The organism is Streptomyces sp. NH27 (assembly GCF_056859195.1).
The window spans coordinates 1-14,176 of record NZ_JACEGK010000164.1 but is presented as its reverse complement, the minus strand read 5'-3'; the positions used below and the strand labels follow the sequence as shown (position 1 = coordinate 14,176).

Sequence of the window (14,176 nt, the reverse complement as noted above, 5' to 3'; positions counted from 1 at the left end):
CCCGCACCCTGCCCCGACGCCCCCGCGAGCGCCGTCACCAGCACCGTCACCGCCACGGTCGGCTCCGGATGCGATGCCTTCACCAGCCCCCATGCCATCCCACTGCTCGCGCCCGCGTCGACCGCCACCCCGCAACGCTAAGCGGCCCGGGTCCGGTGCGCCGCCACGGCTCGCCGCCCTCCGGCCGCGTTTGGAAGGATTTGGTGACATTCTTCCTATGCTGGGCCAATGAGCCGAATTGTGGGCGTCCATGGCGTGCTGCCGCCGTACCGGTACGAGCAGCACGAAATCAGGGATGCCCTCGTGGAGATGGGGACGGTGGGCCCGGAGGGCCGAGGGGTGCTGGACCGTATCCATGCGGCGTCCACCGTGCAGAGCAGGTACCTGGCGCTGCCGTTGGAGAGATACGGCACGTTGGGAGGGTTCGGCGCGGCGAACGCCGCATACGTGGGCGCGGCAACGGAGTTGGCGGAGGAAGCCGTCAGGGGCGCCCTGGCCCGCGCGGACATCGCCGCCGCCGACGTGGAGTTGGTGGTCTCGACGTCGGTGACGGGCCTGGCCGTACCGTCGATCGAGGCCCGGCTGGCAAGCCGGTGGGGGCTGCCGGCGCACGTGAAGCGGGTCCCGATCTTCGGGCTGGGCTGCGTCGCGGGAGCCGCGGGACTCGCCCGGGTGCACGACTACCTGGAAGGGCACCCGGGAGGCGTAGCGGTGCTGCTCTGCGTGGAGTTGTGCTCGCTGACGGTGCAACGCGGTGACGCCTCCACGGCGAACGTGGTGGCAGGTTCCCTCTTCGGCGACGGCGCCGCCGCACTGGTGGCGGTCGGCCACCAGCACCCCGCGGCGCGAGCGCAGCGCCCTGAGCACGGCCCGGAAACGGTGGCGACCCGCAGCCACCTCTACCCGGACACCGAGCGGCTGCTCGGCTGGGACATCGGTGACAGCGGCTTCCGGATCGTGCTGGGCAGCGACCTGCCGGACACGGTGCTGCGCCATCTCGGCCCGGAGGTAAGGGAGTTCCTCACCGACCACGACCTGAAACCGGCGGACGTCACGGGCTGGATCTGCCACCCGGGCGGCCCGAAGGTGCTGGAGGCGGTCCGGGCCGCCCTCGATCTGCCCGCGCGCGCCCTGGAGTTGACATGGCGCTCACTCGCGGAGGTCGGCAACCTCTCCTCCGCGTCCGTGCTGCACATCCTGCGCGACACCCTGGACCGCCGCCCTCCGCTGGCCGGAACCCCCGGCCTGATGCTCGCGATGGGCCCGGGCTTCAGTTCCGAACTCGTCCTTCTCCGCTGGTAGGCCACCGATGCCGTCGTTCTCCCTGTCCACCGCGTACACCGTGCTCGTGCTGCTGGTCGGCGTCGAGCGGCTGGTCGAACTGGTCACCGCACGGCGCAACGCGGCGTGGAGCCGCGCCCGCGGCGGCGTCGAGTACGGCCGCGGCCACTACCCGGTGATGGTGCTGCTGCACACCGGTCTGCTGGCCGGGTGCCTGGTGGAGACCGGGTGGGGCGGGCGGCCGTTCGTGCCCGCGCTCGGCTGGCCGATGCTCGTACTCGCCCTGGCCGCACAGGCGTTGCGCTGGTGGTGCATCCACACGCTCGGGCCGCGCTGGAACACCCGGGTGATCGTGGTGCCGGACCTGCCGCTGGTCGATAGCGGACCGTACCGGCTGATGAGCCACCCCAACTACCTCGCGGTCGTCGTCGAGGGCGCCGCGCTGCCGCTGGTGCACGGCGCCTGGATCACCGCGGTCTGCTTCACCCTGCTCGACACGCCGCTGCTCGCGGTCCGGCTGCGCTGCGAGAACGCCGCGCTGGCGGCCTCGCCCGGTACGGTCCCGGCCGTCGCGGTGGCCGCGCCGTGATCGACCTGCTCGTCGTAGGGGGCGGGCCGGCCGGGCTGGCCACCGCGATCCACGCGGCGCGGGCCGGGCTGGACGTGGTGGTCGCCGAGCCCCGGCCGGGCCCGGTGGACAAGGCGTGCGGCGAGGGCCTGATGCCCGCCGCCGTACGCGCCCTCGCCGATCTCGGCGTGTCCGTCAACGGGCGTCCGCTGCGCGGCATCCGCTACGTCGATGCCCGGTACGAGGCCGAGGCGCACTTCCGGGCCGGTCCCGGGCGGGGGGTGCGGCGCACCGAACTGCACGCGGCGCTCGCCCGCCGGGCCGCCCAACTCGGCGTTCCCGTCATGCCGTTGCGGATCGACGCGGTACGGCAGGGCCCGGACGGTGTGACCGCGGCCGGGCTCACCGCGCGCTACCTCGCCGCCGCGGACGGCCTGCACTCCCCCATCCGGCGCGCCCTGGGGCTGTCCGGACCGCCCGATCCCGCGCCTGCCCGCTACGGCCTGCGCCGGCACTTCGCGGTGCCGCCGTGGACCGACTGCGTCGAGGTGCACTGGTCCGCCCGCGCGGAGGCGTATGTCACGCCCGTCGGGCCCGACCTCGTCGGCGTCGCCCTCCTCACCTGCGACCGCGCGCCCTTCGACCACCACCTCGCCGCCTTCCCCGCGCTCGCGGCCCGGCTCCCGCACACCGCGGCCACCCCGGTCCGCGGCGCCGGGCCCCTGCGCCAGCCGGTCCGCGCCCGCGCCGCCGGCCGTGTACTGCTCGTCGGCGACGCCGCCGGCTACGTCGACGCGCTCACCGGCGAGGGGGTCTCCCTCGCGGTGCGCGGCGCCGCGGAACTGGTCCGCTGCGTGCGGGCCGACCGGCCCGACACCTACGAGCGCGCGTGGCGCGCGATGTCGCGACGGCACCGTGCCCTCACGACCCTGCTGCTGCGCGCCCGCGGCAACCCTGGGGTGGGCCCCCGCATCGTGCCCGCCGCGGCGCGCTTTCCCGCGCTCTTCACTGCCGTGGTCAACCAGCTCGCGTAGGAAGCCGGTGCGGCGACTCCCCGGGTCGTTGCAGGAACGCGCTACCCGGGAGCCACCACCGTGAAGGTCGAGGAAAGGCCGGGGACCGAGTAGTCGTTGAGGACCCAGAGGGCCGCGGTGTACCAGAGGAGGGCGACCCCGACGAGGAGGAGGGAGCCCATGACCGGGAGCAGGAACCCGGGCAGCCGCTTGCTGCGGACGACGGTGACCTTCGCCACGAACGCGCCGTAGAAGGCGCACCCCGCGAAGGAGTGGATCGCCACGCGGGGGGAGTTGGTCTCGATCCCGTAGGTGACGAGGCAGTGGAACGCGATCGGCAGGGAGAAGAGGAAGAGGAAGTACCCGAGCACGCGGTGCCAGGTACGCACCCGCAGCGGCGCGGACCGCACCCCGGGAATGCGCCCGAACATCCACAGCGCGAGCCCGTACTGGATGAGGACGAGGCAGAGCAGTGCGCTGCCGAGCCGGGCCTTGAGGTCGACCTCGTCGGCGCCGTGCTGCCCGTAGAGCCCGCTGTTGTAGTCGGGGGTGTGCTCCTTGCCGAACGCGTAGATCCCGACACCGACCGCGATGGGCAGCAGGACACCGAGAACGACGAGCGCGGCGCGGGCACCGGGCCCGCGCCGCCGCTCATGCGGTTCGCCTGCCAACCGGCTCAGCTCGTGACCTGCTTGCCCTGGGCGTTCACGACGTACCACAGCGCGCCGAACTGCTTGAGGCCCTGCCCGTTGGTCTGGCCGGCCTTGGTGTCGTGGCTGTAGTAGTACAGCGGGTGGCCGTTGTAGGTGACCTGCGTGGCGCCGCCGGAGCGGGTGAGCGCGCCGAGCAGCATCTTGTCCACGCCCTTGCCCCCCTTCGCGGCGCCCTTGGTGGTGAGCAGGGGCGGCCAGACGGCGACGCAGGCACCGGTGCAGTTCGACTTGTCCTTCTTGTCGGCGTCGAACAGGTAGAGCGTGCGGCCCTTGGCGTCGACCAGGATGGAGCCGAGCTTGCCCACGGTCTTGGTGGCGACCGTGGCCTGCGCCTTCGCGATCGCCGTGCTGGCGGAGCTGGACGGGCTGGCGGACTTCGACGGACTGGCGGACTTGGACGCAGTGGTGCCGTAGCCCCCGGAGGAACCGCCGCTCGACGCCGAGCCGGCGGCGGACGTGGCACTGCTGCCGGAGGAACAGCCGGTCAACACGGCGGCAAACAGGGCTGCGGCGGCACAGGTGGCCACCCTGGCGGTGCGCTTCATCAAGGGCTCCGAAATGTGAGCAGGGCGATGGGCTCACAGCGTCGCCCTCAGCCGCGACGCTCCCGGCTCCCGGCGCACGCACGCGCCGCCGAGTCCACCCTTCCGGCGTATTTCCAGCACAGCGGCCGGCCTCCTGGTGGCGGGCCCGGGCACGGGTCCCGGGCCCGGGACCCCCGCACGAGACCTCCGCACGGGACCCGGCGTGATCGCACGCGATCCGGCGCTGGTCCGGCCCGGTCCGGCAGAACTCCGCGGGGTGATGGAATCGTGTCGGCCCGGCAAGCGTTGACGTCGGTGGAGAAACGTGACGACCACGAGTGGGAGGACCGAGATGGCCGCGCAGACGCAGAGGGCCGTACTGGCCGGCGGATGCTTCTGGGGGATGCAGGACCTGATCCGCCGGCAGCCGGGCGTGACCGCGACCCGGGTCGGCTACACCGGTGGCGACGTGCCGAACGCCACCTACCGCAACCACGGCACGCACGCGGAGGCCATCGAGATCCTCTTCGACCCCGAGCGCACGGACTACCGCACGCTGCTGGAGTTCTTCTTCCAGATCCACGACCCCAGCACGAAGGACCGCCAGGGCAACGACATCGGCCTCAGCTACCGCTCGGCGATCTACTACGTCGACGACGAGCAGAAGCTGATCGCCGAGGACACCATCGCGGACGTGGACGCCTCCGGCCTGTGGCCCGACAAGGTGGTCACCGAGGTCGAGCCGGCCGGCCCGTTCTGGGCGGCCGAGCCCGAGCACCAGGACTACCTGGAGCGGTACCCCGACGGGTACACCTGCCACTTCCCGCGCCCGAACTGGAAGCTGCCGGCCCGCGCCAGGGGCTGACCGCACCGGGAGACGGAATCCGGCCGGGGAAGCGGGGCGCAGCCGCGGAGGACGTAAGGGGGCGCGAAAGGTGCCGCCGGGCGCGCATCGCACCCGGCGGCACCGCAGGAGCGTGGATCAGGACGAGGACGCCCCGGGGCCCCGGATCAGGCAGGGAAGACCGGGGTCGGCCAGCCGCCGCAGTACGGAGTGCCGTCGATCCCGGAGTTGCCGCCGCCGTCGGTGACCGCGAAGTTGCCGCCCTCGCAGTTGTAGACCGGCGAGGAGGCGCCGATCCCGGTCGCGGTGACACCGGTGAACTTCGCGGCGCCGCCGGTCTGTTCCTGCAGCGCGAAGGTGCCGGCCCCGCTGATCGTCACGTTGTCGAGGCTGACCCCGCTGATGGTGCCCTCGACCCACTGCACGGCCTCGTAAGGGCTCTGCTCGATCAGCATGTTGGTGCCGTTGACGTACAGCGACAGCGGCGCCGTGTACACCGAACCGTCGCCGGTGTCGGGGATGCTGCAACGGAAGTCGATCGAGTTGGTGGCGACCGGCGTGGTGAAGGTGACGTACTTGCCGGTGCCCTGGAGTGTCACCGCCTTACGGTTCGACGCCTCGTCGGCCAACTGGCCCTGGGCGTAACTCGGCCCGATCACCGTGCCGTTGGTGGCGGAGTTCTCCGCCTGCACCTCGCTGTAGGGAAGGCTCGCGCCGCTGCCGCCGGTCGCGGCGGCGAACGCCGGAGGGGCGCTCAGCGCGAGGGGGCCAGCCGAGGCGAGCAGCGCGGCACAGCCGCCGATGGCGGCCGTCCGCCGGAGGCTTCGGAGGGGTTGGGACATGTCTTGCTCCTTTTCGCACACCGCCCGGTCGGCTCCGCCGGCGGCACCGCGCCCGCCTCGGGACGGCGGACGTGATGGGACTCAAGTGGCCAGAGGGAGTTGCGAGAGCAGAGTGGCGTGGGTCACGACGCAGAGGACCGTAACCCCTGGGATACAGAGCCGCAATATCCGAATCAATTTTCGTTGATTCCTTGCAGGGGCTTGCAACACTCCGAGCGCTGGGTCGGGGTGGGGGTGTGGTGAGGTCCGCGTGCGGGTCCGTGTGGGGTCTTGTGTGGGCTCTGCGCGCGGGCCCGCGCAAGGCGGTCCGGGAGGTGGCGCGCCGGGAGGTGGTCGGGCCTGGTCGGGCGCCGACCGGGGCAGGTCGGGGCCGGTCGGGTGGAATCGGGCGGCTTGGACCCGGGTCCACCATCACGGGGACGGCGATGTGCGTCTCGGCGGTGTTACGTTGCCGCGCATGGTCGAAAGCATCACACCGAGGCAGTTCCACGAGGCGGCCGGAGTCGATGACTGGCGGGTGCTCTTCGCGGGGGCGAGCGCGTACTTCCGTACCGGGTCGTTCGCGACCGGCGTCAAGCTCGTGGACGCGATCGGCACGCTGGCCGACGCCGCGAACCACCACCCGGACGTGGACCTGCGCTACCCCGGGGTGACGGTACGTCTGACGACGCACGAGGTCGACGGGTTGAGCGAGCGCGACGTCGAGCTGGCCCGGGCGATCTCGGCGGCGGCACGGGAGTTGGGCGTGCCGGCCGACCCGACCGCGCTGAAGACCCTCCAGGTCACTATCGACGCGCTCGTCGGCCCGCGGGTGATGCCGTTCTGGCGCGCCCTGCTCGGCTACCGCGATGCGGGCGAGGCGGACCTGGTGGACCCGAACGGCAGCGAACCGCCGTTCTGGTTCCAGGCGATGGACGCACCGCGCGCCCAGCGCAACCGCCTCCACATCGACGTCTCCGTCCCCCACGACCAGGCCGAGGAGCGGATCGCGGCGGCGATCACCGCCGGCGGCCGGCTGATCTCCGACGCGCACGCGCCGGCCTGGTGGACGCTGGCCGATCCGGAGGGCAACGAGGCGGACGTCGCGACCTGGATGGGCCGCGACTGAGTTGCCGTCAGCTCTGCCACCGAGCCCTGCCGTCCGGCACGCGCCCGGCATCTGTTGGCCCCCTGCCGGGAGAAGGGCCCGGCCGACACGTTCGGCCGGGTCCTCGTCATGTCCGGCCGCCGGGCGGGCCGCAGGTCAGGCTCGGTGCGACCGCCGTCGTACGACGTCGGCGAGCACCGTGGTCACCAGCTTGTTGACGGTTGCCGTGGTCGGCGGGTCGGGGTCGCGGTCGCGGTCGGCGAACAGGAGATGTCCGCCGCCGACCAGGGAGAGGGTGAGCGAGTCGATGTCGGCGTCGGCCGAAATGCGGCCCATGGCACGCTCGTCGGCCAGGTAGGCGGAAACCGCGGTCGCGACCTGGGCGAGGATCGCGATGCCGCCGCCGGGCCTGGCCTGCCGCAGCCGCGCGCGCAACTCGTCCCGGAATGTGATCAGCGGGATGATCGCCACGGGAACCGGTCCGAACAGGGTGGTCAGCGCGCCGGTGAGGTTGTCAGTCACGGTGCCGGTGCCGACGGTCTCGCGCAGCGCCTGCGCCTGCGTGTCGAGCTGTGCGGCACGGTCGAGCACGAGCTCGGTGAGGAAGGCGTCGAAGTCGGCGAAGTGCCGGTGCAGGACGCCTTTGGCGCAGGCCGCCTCGTCGGTGACGGCCCGGCTGGTCAGGCCGTTCGGACCGTCCCGCAGCAGCACGCGTTCGGCGGCGTCGAACAGCTGCTGCCGCGCGTCGCGAAGGTGGACCCCGGTCGGCACTCGCAGATCCTCTCGTGGGCCAGGCTCCTGGCATCCGTTGGCATGTGGGCGCTTGCCCACCAAAGTGAACGCATGCCCACTCTGCCGCGAGAGCAACCGGAACCGGTGCCACTGCACCAGGCTCGGCAGATGGCCGAGTCCTTCGGCACCGACGCGCAACGCTACGACCAGGCCCGGCCGGGCTACCCCGATGACCTGGTGACGCGTGTCGTCGCCGGGCGCCCGGGGGCCGACGTGCTCGACGTCGGTTGCGGCACGGGCATCGCGGCCCGGCAGTTCCAGGCCGCCGGTTGCACCGTGCTCGGTGTCGAGCCGGACGCACGGATGGCCGACTTCGCGCGAACCCGAGGCGTGCAGGTCGAGGTGGCGGCCTTCGAAGCCTGGGAGCCGGCCGGCCGAACCTTCGACACATTGATCGCCGCCCAGTCATGGCACTGGGTGGACCCGGTCGCCGGCGCCGTGAAGGCGGCACAGGTGCTGCGTCCGCACGGGCGCCTGGCGGTCTTCGGGCACGTACTCGAGCCGCCCGCCGAGGTCGCCGAGCCGTTCGCGGCCGCCTACCGTCAGGTAGCACCCGGCTCCCCGTTCGGCGATCAACCGGCGCGACGTCCACTGGACTTGTACCAAGCGGGGTACGCGAAGATCGCCGACAAGATCCGCGAGACCGAGCAGTTCGACGAACCGGAACAGTGGCGATTCGACTGGGAGCGGTCCTACACGCGCGACCAATGGCTGGACCTGCTCCCCACCACCGGCGGCCTCACCCGGCTCCGTCCCGACCAACTGGCCCGGATACTGGGCGCGGTCGGCCAGGCCATCGACGCTCTGGGCGGCCGCTTCACGATGTACTCCGCCACTCTGACGACCACCGCCGTGCGCCTGGGCGCCGAGTAGCGCACGAGCCGTCGTGGATGTTCCTCGACTCCCGCCGTCGGGGGCGGCCGAACCCTTTGCAAAGCGTGCTACTTTGCAAAGAGTTCGGTCGGGCGGGATGTGAAGGGCGTTGACAGTCGTGGCAGTTGGGCTCGGGGGCGGCGGCCCGGCGCGGAATCAGGACACGCGGGTACGGGTCCTGGGCCGGCCGGTCGCCTCGTATCCCCGTATCACCCCCGAGGCCGGGCGCGGCACGGTGCGCCGTATCACCGTCGTCGGCGAGGAGGTGCTGGCGCGACCCTGCCGCGAGGTGGTGGAGTTCGGCGGGGCGGAGCTGGCCCGGCTGGTCGACGACATGTTCGCCACCAACCACGTCGCCGACGGCGCGGCCATCGCCGCCAACCAAGTCGGCGTGGACTTGCGACCTGGGGAGCAATAGGGAGCGGGCTCGCGCCGCCCTGCGACTCCGCCTCCGGCGTTGTCGTCGGTCGACGATGGCTCCGCATCGCCTCCCTCCTCCGCCTTGGATCCGAAGCCCCATGACACCGCTCCCTGATCCACTCCCTATTGCTCCCCAGGTCGTTACGGCTGTTCGTGTGGGACATCACCGACGAGTGGGGAGTGCGGCACGTCGGGCACATCGTCAACCCGGTGCTGGACGAGGCGCCGGCCGCGCGCCGCCGGCTCGTGGAGGAGCCGGAGGGCTGCCTGTCGGTGCCGGGTCCTTATGTGCCGCTCGCCCGGCCGGACCACACGGTGGTGCGCGGGCGCGACAAGGACGGCACGCCGATCACGGTCGAGGGCCGCGGCTACTTCGCCCGCTGCCTCCAGCACGAGACCGACCATTTGCACGGCCACCTCTACCTCGACCGGCTCTCCGCGCGCGAACGCAGGTCCGCCCTGCGGGAGATGGCCGCGGGCAAGGACGCCGTGCTCGCCCGCCGCGCCGCCAACGCCGCACGCCTGGGCAAGGAGTATCCGCGGGAGCCGCCGGCGCAGGCGCGCTGACGCGGACCGGGGGGACGGTCGGCGAGTCGGCCAGTCGGTGAGTCGGCCAGTCGGCCAGTCGGTGCTCGGCGCTCGGCCGAGGGGTTCGGCACGCGGCACGCGGGCGGGACCGTCGGCGGGCAACCCTCAACAGCGTTCAGTGAGCTGCGTTCCTCGGGCAGCGTTCAGCGGGCGCCACTCGGCAGGGCCCCGTCGAGCACGGCGGCGCCGAGCGGCGTGACCGCATGGATGACGCTGCCGCCCTCTCGGCGGCTGGCGACGAGCCCGGCGTCGCGCAGCGCCTTCGCGTGCTTGCTGGCGGAGGCGGCGGAGGTCTCCAGGCGGCAGGCGAGTTCGCCGTTGGTCGCCGGAGCCTGTAGCGCGCCGAGGGCGCGGGCGCGGGTGGCGCCGAGCAAGCGGGCCAGGGCGTCGGCGCGGTGCTCGCGGCCCACGCCGGAACCGGCGAACAGGGTGTGCTCGACCGGGTGGACCAGCACCGGCGGCAGGTCGGCGTCGGCCAGCGCGACCGGGGTACGCCAGCAGAACCAGGACGGCACCAGGTACAGGCCGCGGCCGCGTAAGTACAGGTCGCGGTCCTCCGGGTAGGTCAGGTGCAGCACGGGCGGCTCCCACTGCCCGACCGGTCTCAACGAGCTCAGCAACTCGTGTGCCCCACCGTCCAACACGGCCCGGACGCGCCCGGCCCGGTCCGCCGCGATGCCCTCCGCCACACCGCTCCAGTCGGGTGCGATCACCGCGTCGTGGACGCCGCGGAACGCGTCCGCGAGCTCGTCCAGCCGCTCGCGCTCCCCCATGGCCAGTCCGCGCAGCCACCCTGCGCCGGTGGCGGGTGGCGGGCAGGTCCGTACGAGCACGGCGGTCTCCCCGCGCAGCCGGCTGCAAGGGGTACGGCGCAGCGCGTCGAGCCCCGCGGCCATCCCGTCGACCGCCTCCAAGGGGTTGAGGACGTCCGGGAAGTACGGCATGCCGGGCGGGGCCAGCATCGCCAGCAGCCGGGCCATCGGGGCGAGCCCGCGGCGCACGATCTCGGCCCGCGCCAGGACCCGCCACCGCGCGTAGGCAAGGGGTGCGTGGTCCCGCCCGATCAACTGCTGGAGGCCGAGGACCGTCTCCCACAGCGGGTCGGGAGTCCTGGCCACTCGGACCCGGGCAAGATCGGCGTGGGTGAAGTGAATTCGCAACATTGCTCCCCCAAGCAATAGCAAAATATCATTGCGCCGTTCAACTACCCCGAAGGACGACAGCGTACTCACAGCTGGTTCCCTGGGCACTCATACGCCGATTTCTCCACACCGGTACACCGAGTCGATCGCGAATCCCGCGTCCGCGACGTTCCGCGCGACGTTCCACGCGCCGCCCCGCTCGCGGTCGAACACGCCGAGCCCGGCCCGCCGCCCACGCGGCGCACGAACGCCCCTTCGGCCCAACGGACTTCACCCGAAGGGACTGTCACCACTCGGAGTGTTGTCATGTTCACGCCATTGCGGCATCCGGTAGCTGCCTTTCCCTTCCGGCACCCCCACCGCAGGCAGCAGCATCGCTACACCGGCCTTGTCGGCAAGCCTCCCCCACCACCAGACGGGCCACGGACGGCAGGTCGACTCCCCCCACCACCCTCGCAACTCCCACACCATTGGAGTTCACCGGATGCACACCTTCCGCACCGCCGCCCCCACAAGGGCTGCCGCCGCCGCGCTGCTCGCGCTGTCCTGCGCCTCCCTCGCCGGACCCGCAAGCGCCGCCGCCCCCACCGTCGAGTTCGGCGCCCACCACTTCGCCCAGCCGCTGCACGGCTTCTCGGGCGACAGCAACTGGGGCGGCTACATCGCCCAGGGCTCGTTCACCAGCATCTCCGGCTCGTGGACGATGCCCGAGGTCACCTGCAACTCCTCGAACGACCTCTACGCGCCCTGGATAGGCATCGACGGCTACGGCTCGCAGACGGTCGAGCAGACCGGCGTCCAGGTGGACTGCTCCAGCGGCAGCCCCGAGTACTCGGGCTGGTACGAGATGTACCCGGCCGCGCCCGTGTACTACAACGAACCGGTCGACGCCGGCGACGTGTTCACCGCCAGCGTGGTCGCCAGCGGCGGCAGCTCGTACAGCCTGAAGCTGGCCGACACCACCAAGGGCTGGTCGAAGACCACGCAGTCGTCGCTCAACGCGTCCGACGCGAGCGCCGAGGCCGTGATCGAGTCGCCCACCGGCAGCTACCCGTCCTTCAACGAGCAGGACTTCAGCGGCATCACCGTCAACGGCCAGTCCTTCGACACCTACAACCCCGAGGCCATCGACAGCGGCCCGTACACCGAGACCGCCCTCAACGGCGGTTCGTTCTCGATCATCCCGGGCTGACGCTCGTCATCTTCCCTCGGGACTTCCCTCGGGGCCGGACGCGTTCCCCCGCGCCCGGCCCCGTCGCGCGCCCTCGGCCGTCCGGCCGACGCCCGACGCACGCTGCCCGGGCCCGGGCTCGGCCTCAGCGCGTCCGGCGGGCACCCACCTCGCCGGGCCCCCACCGTCTGATGCGTCGGGCCGCCGGACCGCCCGGTTCGGACCGCCGGCGCACCCTGACGCGCAGGTCGGTGCGCCTTGGGACCCCCTCCTGCCGGTCGGGCGGGTTGTCGCGTTTGGTAGCGTGCGCGTGCCGTGGTGCTCGGGAAACCGGTGGGAAACCGGTGCGGCCCTCGCCACTGTAGCCGCGGAGTTGCGCGGCCCTCGCCGACCGTCGAAGCGGTCGGGGCCACTGGGCGGACCACGACGGGTCGCCTGGGAAGGTCGGCCGTGGAGCATCGATGCGGAAGCCAGGAGACCGGCCACGGCGCGACATCTTCCACGAGGGTTTGGAGAACACGTGCCGACCAGCGCGCTGCGCCCGTTCCGCCGCATCCATCAGCTCATACGCCCGGGCGCGCGCCCGGGACCCGACCGTACCGCGCGCCCGCGCCGGGCCCGCCCCGTCCGGCTCGCTGCCGCCGGCTCGGCCCTGCTCGCCCTCGGCGCCCTGGGCGCCTGCACGGGAGCACCCGCCGCGAACGGCCCCGCCACCTCCACCGGTTCCGGCCACCCCACCGCGGTGAGCGTGCGCAGTTGCGGCGCCACCACGACCGTGTCCACACCCCCGAAGCGGCTGGTCACCCTCAACGAGGGCGCCACCGAGGTCGCCCTGGCCCTGGGTCTGCAGTCGCGGATGGCGGGCACCGCCTACCTCGACGACACGATCCCGGCCAAGTGGAAGGCCGCCTACGACTCCGTACCGGTGCTCAGCAAGGAGTACCCGACCAAGGAGAAGCTGCTCGCGGCGCGCCCCGACTTCCTCTACGCCTCCTACAGCAGCGCCTTCACCGACAAGGTGGCCGGCACCCGCGCGGAGCTGGATTCCGAGCACATCCCCTCCTACCTGTCGCCGTTCGGCTGCGCCGACAGCAAGCAGGTGCCGGCCGCGTCCTTCGAGGCGGTGTGGGCCGAACTGGCGGACGTCGCCAAGGTCTTCGGGGTGCCGGAGCGGGCCGCCGCCATCGAGCGGCAGCAGAAGCAGGCGCTGGCCGGCCTGACCGCCCAGGGCGCGGGCAAGGGCCTGAACGTGCTCTGGTACGACTCCGACACCAAGACCCCCTTCGTCGGTGCCGGCCACGGCGGACCGCAGCTCATCCTCGACGCCGTCGGCGCGCACAACGTCTTCGGCTCGCTGCCGGGCGGCTGGCAGAGCGCCGGCTGGGAGAAGGTGGCCGCCGCGAACCCGGACGCCATCGTCCTCGCGGACGCCGGCTGGGACACGGCGAAGTCCAAGATCGCCTACCTGGAGCACGATCCCGTGCTGAGCCGGCTCACCGCCGTCCGCAAGCGGGCCTTCGTCGTCGTGCCGTTCTCGGAGTCGACGCCGGGCGTGCTCCTGGCCGACGGTGCCGCCAAGGTCGCGGCAGGACTGGCCGAGCTGCACGCCGCCTCGTGACGGCCGCCGACCCCGCCACCGACCCCGTCACCGCGCGCCCGGCAGGATCGATGCGCGCGGCGGTGGCGCTGGCCGTGTCCGCCGCCGCGCTGCTGGCGATGTGCCTGCTCGGTCTTGCCGTCGGCTCGGTGCACGAGCCGCCGCGGGTGGTGGCCGATGTCGTCCTGCGTCGGCTGGGCCTGGGCGACCACCAGGTCACGCTGCTGGACGACCAGATCGTCTGGCAGTTGCGGCTGCCGCGCGTGGTCGGCGCCGCCGCCACGGGCGCCGGGCTCGCGGTCTGCGGCGCGGTGCTCCAGACGCTGACCGGCAACGACCTGGCCGATCCGTACCTGCTCGGCATCTCCGACGGTGCCGCCGTCGGCGCGGTCACCGTGCTGGTCCTGGGTGTCGGCTCCGGCGCGGCGGCCATCGGTGCACTGCCGCTGGCCGCCTTCGCCGGCGCGTTGCTCGCCACCGCCGTCGTCATGGCCCTGGCCGGTGCGGGTTCGTGGGCGCTGCCGGGCACGCGGACCGTCCTGGCCGGGATCGCCGTGGGGCAGATGTGCGCCGCGTTCACCTCCTTCGTCGTGCTGGTCCTCGGCGATCGGGACGCCGCCCGCGGCGTCATGGAATGGACGCTGGGCTCGGTGGCGGGGGTGCGGTGGCACACGGCGCTGTTCCTGGCCGCGGTCGCCGTCGTGGGCACGGCGTTCATGGC

At 72.6% G+C, this 14,176-nt stretch carries 14 protein-coding genes, 2 pseudogenes and 1 riboswitch; of the genes and pseudogenes, 11 read left to right on the top strand and 5 right to left on the bottom strand.

What is annotated here, in order from left to right; genetic code table 11:
* Positions 1 to 228 precede the first annotated feature (228 nt).
* The 3 genes from AC13HU_RS15750 to AC13HU_RS15740 are packed head-to-tail and all read left to right on the top strand — an operon-like array spanning position 229 to position 2,883.
* Positions 229 to 1,302 carry a type III polyketide synthase gene (locus AC13HU_RS15750; RefSeq protein ID WP_483042487.1) on the top strand — a complete coding sequence of 358 codons (1,074 nt, stop codon included), beginning with the start codon at positions 229 to 231 and terminating at the stop codon, positions 1,300 to 1,302.
* A gap of 7 nt (positions 1,303 to 1,309) precedes the next feature.
* A complete protein-coding gene (locus AC13HU_RS15745; RefSeq protein ID WP_483042486.1) occupies positions 1,310 to 1,870 on the top strand; it encodes an isoprenylcysteine carboxyl methyltransferase family protein in 561 nt (186 codons plus the stop codon).
* The gene (locus AC13HU_RS15740; protein ID WP_483042485.1) at positions 1,867 to 2,883 is read left to right on the top strand and encodes an NAD(P)/FAD-dependent oxidoreductase; all 1,017 of its coding nucleotides are present in this window, start codon (positions 1,867 to 1,869) and stop codon (positions 2,881 to 2,883) included. Before AC13HU_RS15745 ends, AC13HU_RS15740 begins: the two co-directional genes overlap by 4 nt.
* A 41-nt stretch (positions 2,884 to 2,924) precedes the next feature.
* On the opposite strand, the gene AC13HU_RS15735 is transcribed toward AC13HU_RS15740, so the two are convergent.
* Positions 2,925 to 3,533: a DUF6529 family protein gene (locus AC13HU_RS15735; RefSeq protein ID WP_483042484.1), complete on the bottom strand. Its 609-nt coding sequence runs from the start codon at positions 3,531 to 3,533 to the stop codon at positions 2,925 to 2,927.
* 5 nt (positions 3,534 to 3,538) lie between these two features.
* Positions 3,539 to 4,120, bottom strand: a complete 582-nt coding sequence (locus AC13HU_RS15730; RefSeq protein ID WP_483042483.1) for a COG4315 family predicted lipoprotein — start codon at positions 4,118 to 4,120, stop codon at positions 3,539 to 3,541.
* 331 nt (positions 4,121 to 4,451) lie between these two features.
* Here AC13HU_RS15730 and msrA point away from each other — a divergent pair, with 331 nt between their 5' ends.
* Positions 4,452 to 4,964: a peptide-methionine (S)-S-oxide reductase MsrA gene (gene msrA, locus AC13HU_RS15725; RefSeq protein WP_483042488.1), complete on the top strand. Its 513-nt coding sequence runs from the start codon at positions 4,452 to 4,454 to the stop codon at positions 4,962 to 4,964.
* 146 nt (positions 4,965 to 5,110) lie between these two features.
* Here msrA and AC13HU_RS15720 read toward each other — a convergent pair whose 3' ends face one another.
* Positions 5,111 to 5,785 (bottom strand): carbohydrate-binding protein, encoded by a 675-nt coding sequence (locus AC13HU_RS15720; protein ID WP_483042482.1) that lies wholly within the window; start codon positions 5,783 to 5,785, stop codon positions 5,111 to 5,113.
* A gap of 457 nt (positions 5,786 to 6,242) precedes the next feature.
* Between AC13HU_RS15720 and AC13HU_RS15715 the strand changes: the two genes are divergently transcribed.
* On the top strand, positions 6,243 to 6,893 hold the full coding sequence (locus AC13HU_RS15715) for a VOC family protein (protein WP_483042481.1): 651 nt from the start codon (positions 6,243 to 6,245) through the stop codon (positions 6,891 to 6,893).
* A 135-nt stretch (positions 6,894 to 7,028) separates the two neighbouring features.
* On the opposite strand, the gene AC13HU_RS15710 is transcribed toward AC13HU_RS15715, so the two are convergent.
* Complete coding sequence (locus AC13HU_RS15710; RefSeq protein ID WP_483042480.1) at positions 7,029 to 7,643, bottom strand: TetR/AcrR family transcriptional regulator; 615 nt, start codon at positions 7,641 to 7,643, stop codon at positions 7,029 to 7,031.
* Between the two features lie 72 nt (positions 7,644 to 7,715).
* On the opposite strand from AC13HU_RS15710, the gene AC13HU_RS15705 reads away from it, so the two are divergent.
* From AC13HU_RS15705 to AC13HU_RS15695, 3 genes and pseudogenes are all read left to right on the top strand, one after another.
* On the top strand, positions 7,716 to 8,537 hold the full coding sequence (locus tag AC13HU_RS15705) for a class I SAM-dependent methyltransferase (RefSeq protein WP_483042479.1): 822 nt from the start codon (positions 7,716 to 7,718) through the stop codon (positions 8,535 to 8,537).
* 118 nt (positions 8,538 to 8,655) lie between these two features.
* Positions 8,656 to 8,934, top strand: a pseudogene (locus AC13HU_RS15700) (peptide deformylase); the annotation flags it as partial.
* A 164-nt stretch (positions 8,935 to 9,098) separates the two neighbouring features.
* Positions 9,099 to 9,524, top strand: a pseudogene (locus tag AC13HU_RS15695) (peptide deformylase); the annotation flags it as partial.
* Positions 9,525 to 9,688: 164 nt separating this feature from the next.
* On the opposite strand, the gene AC13HU_RS15690 reads toward AC13HU_RS15695, so the two are convergent.
* The gene (locus tag AC13HU_RS15690; protein ID WP_483042478.1) at positions 9,689 to 10,708 is read right to left on the bottom strand and encodes a transcriptional regulator; all 1,020 of its coding nucleotides are present in this window, start codon (positions 10,706 to 10,708) and stop codon (positions 9,689 to 9,691) included.
* A 463-nt stretch (positions 10,709 to 11,171) separates the two neighbouring features.
* On the opposite strand from AC13HU_RS15690, the gene AC13HU_RS15685 reads away from it, so the two are divergent.
* From AC13HU_RS15685 to AC13HU_RS15675, 3 genes are all read left to right on the top strand, one after another.
* Positions 11,172 to 11,879, top strand: coding sequence for a G1 family glutamic endopeptidase (locus AC13HU_RS15685; RefSeq protein WP_483042477.1), 708 nt, complete (start codon positions 11,172 to 11,174; stop codon positions 11,877 to 11,879).
* A 278-nt stretch (positions 11,880 to 12,157) separates the two neighbouring features.
* A riboswitch (cobalamin riboswitch) is annotated at positions 12,158 to 12,359 on the top strand.
* Between the two features lie 19 nt (positions 12,360 to 12,378).
* On the top strand, positions 12,379 to 13,476 hold the full coding sequence (locus AC13HU_RS15680) for an ABC transporter substrate-binding protein (protein WP_483042476.1): 1,098 nt from the start codon (positions 12,379 to 12,381) through the stop codon (positions 13,474 to 13,476).
* Positions 13,473 to 14,176: iron chelate uptake ABC transporter family permease subunit (locus tag AC13HU_RS15675; RefSeq protein WP_483042475.1), on the top strand; the 704-nt coding region annotated here is incomplete at its 3' end. The genes AC13HU_RS15680 and AC13HU_RS15675, both read left to right, overlap by 4 nt.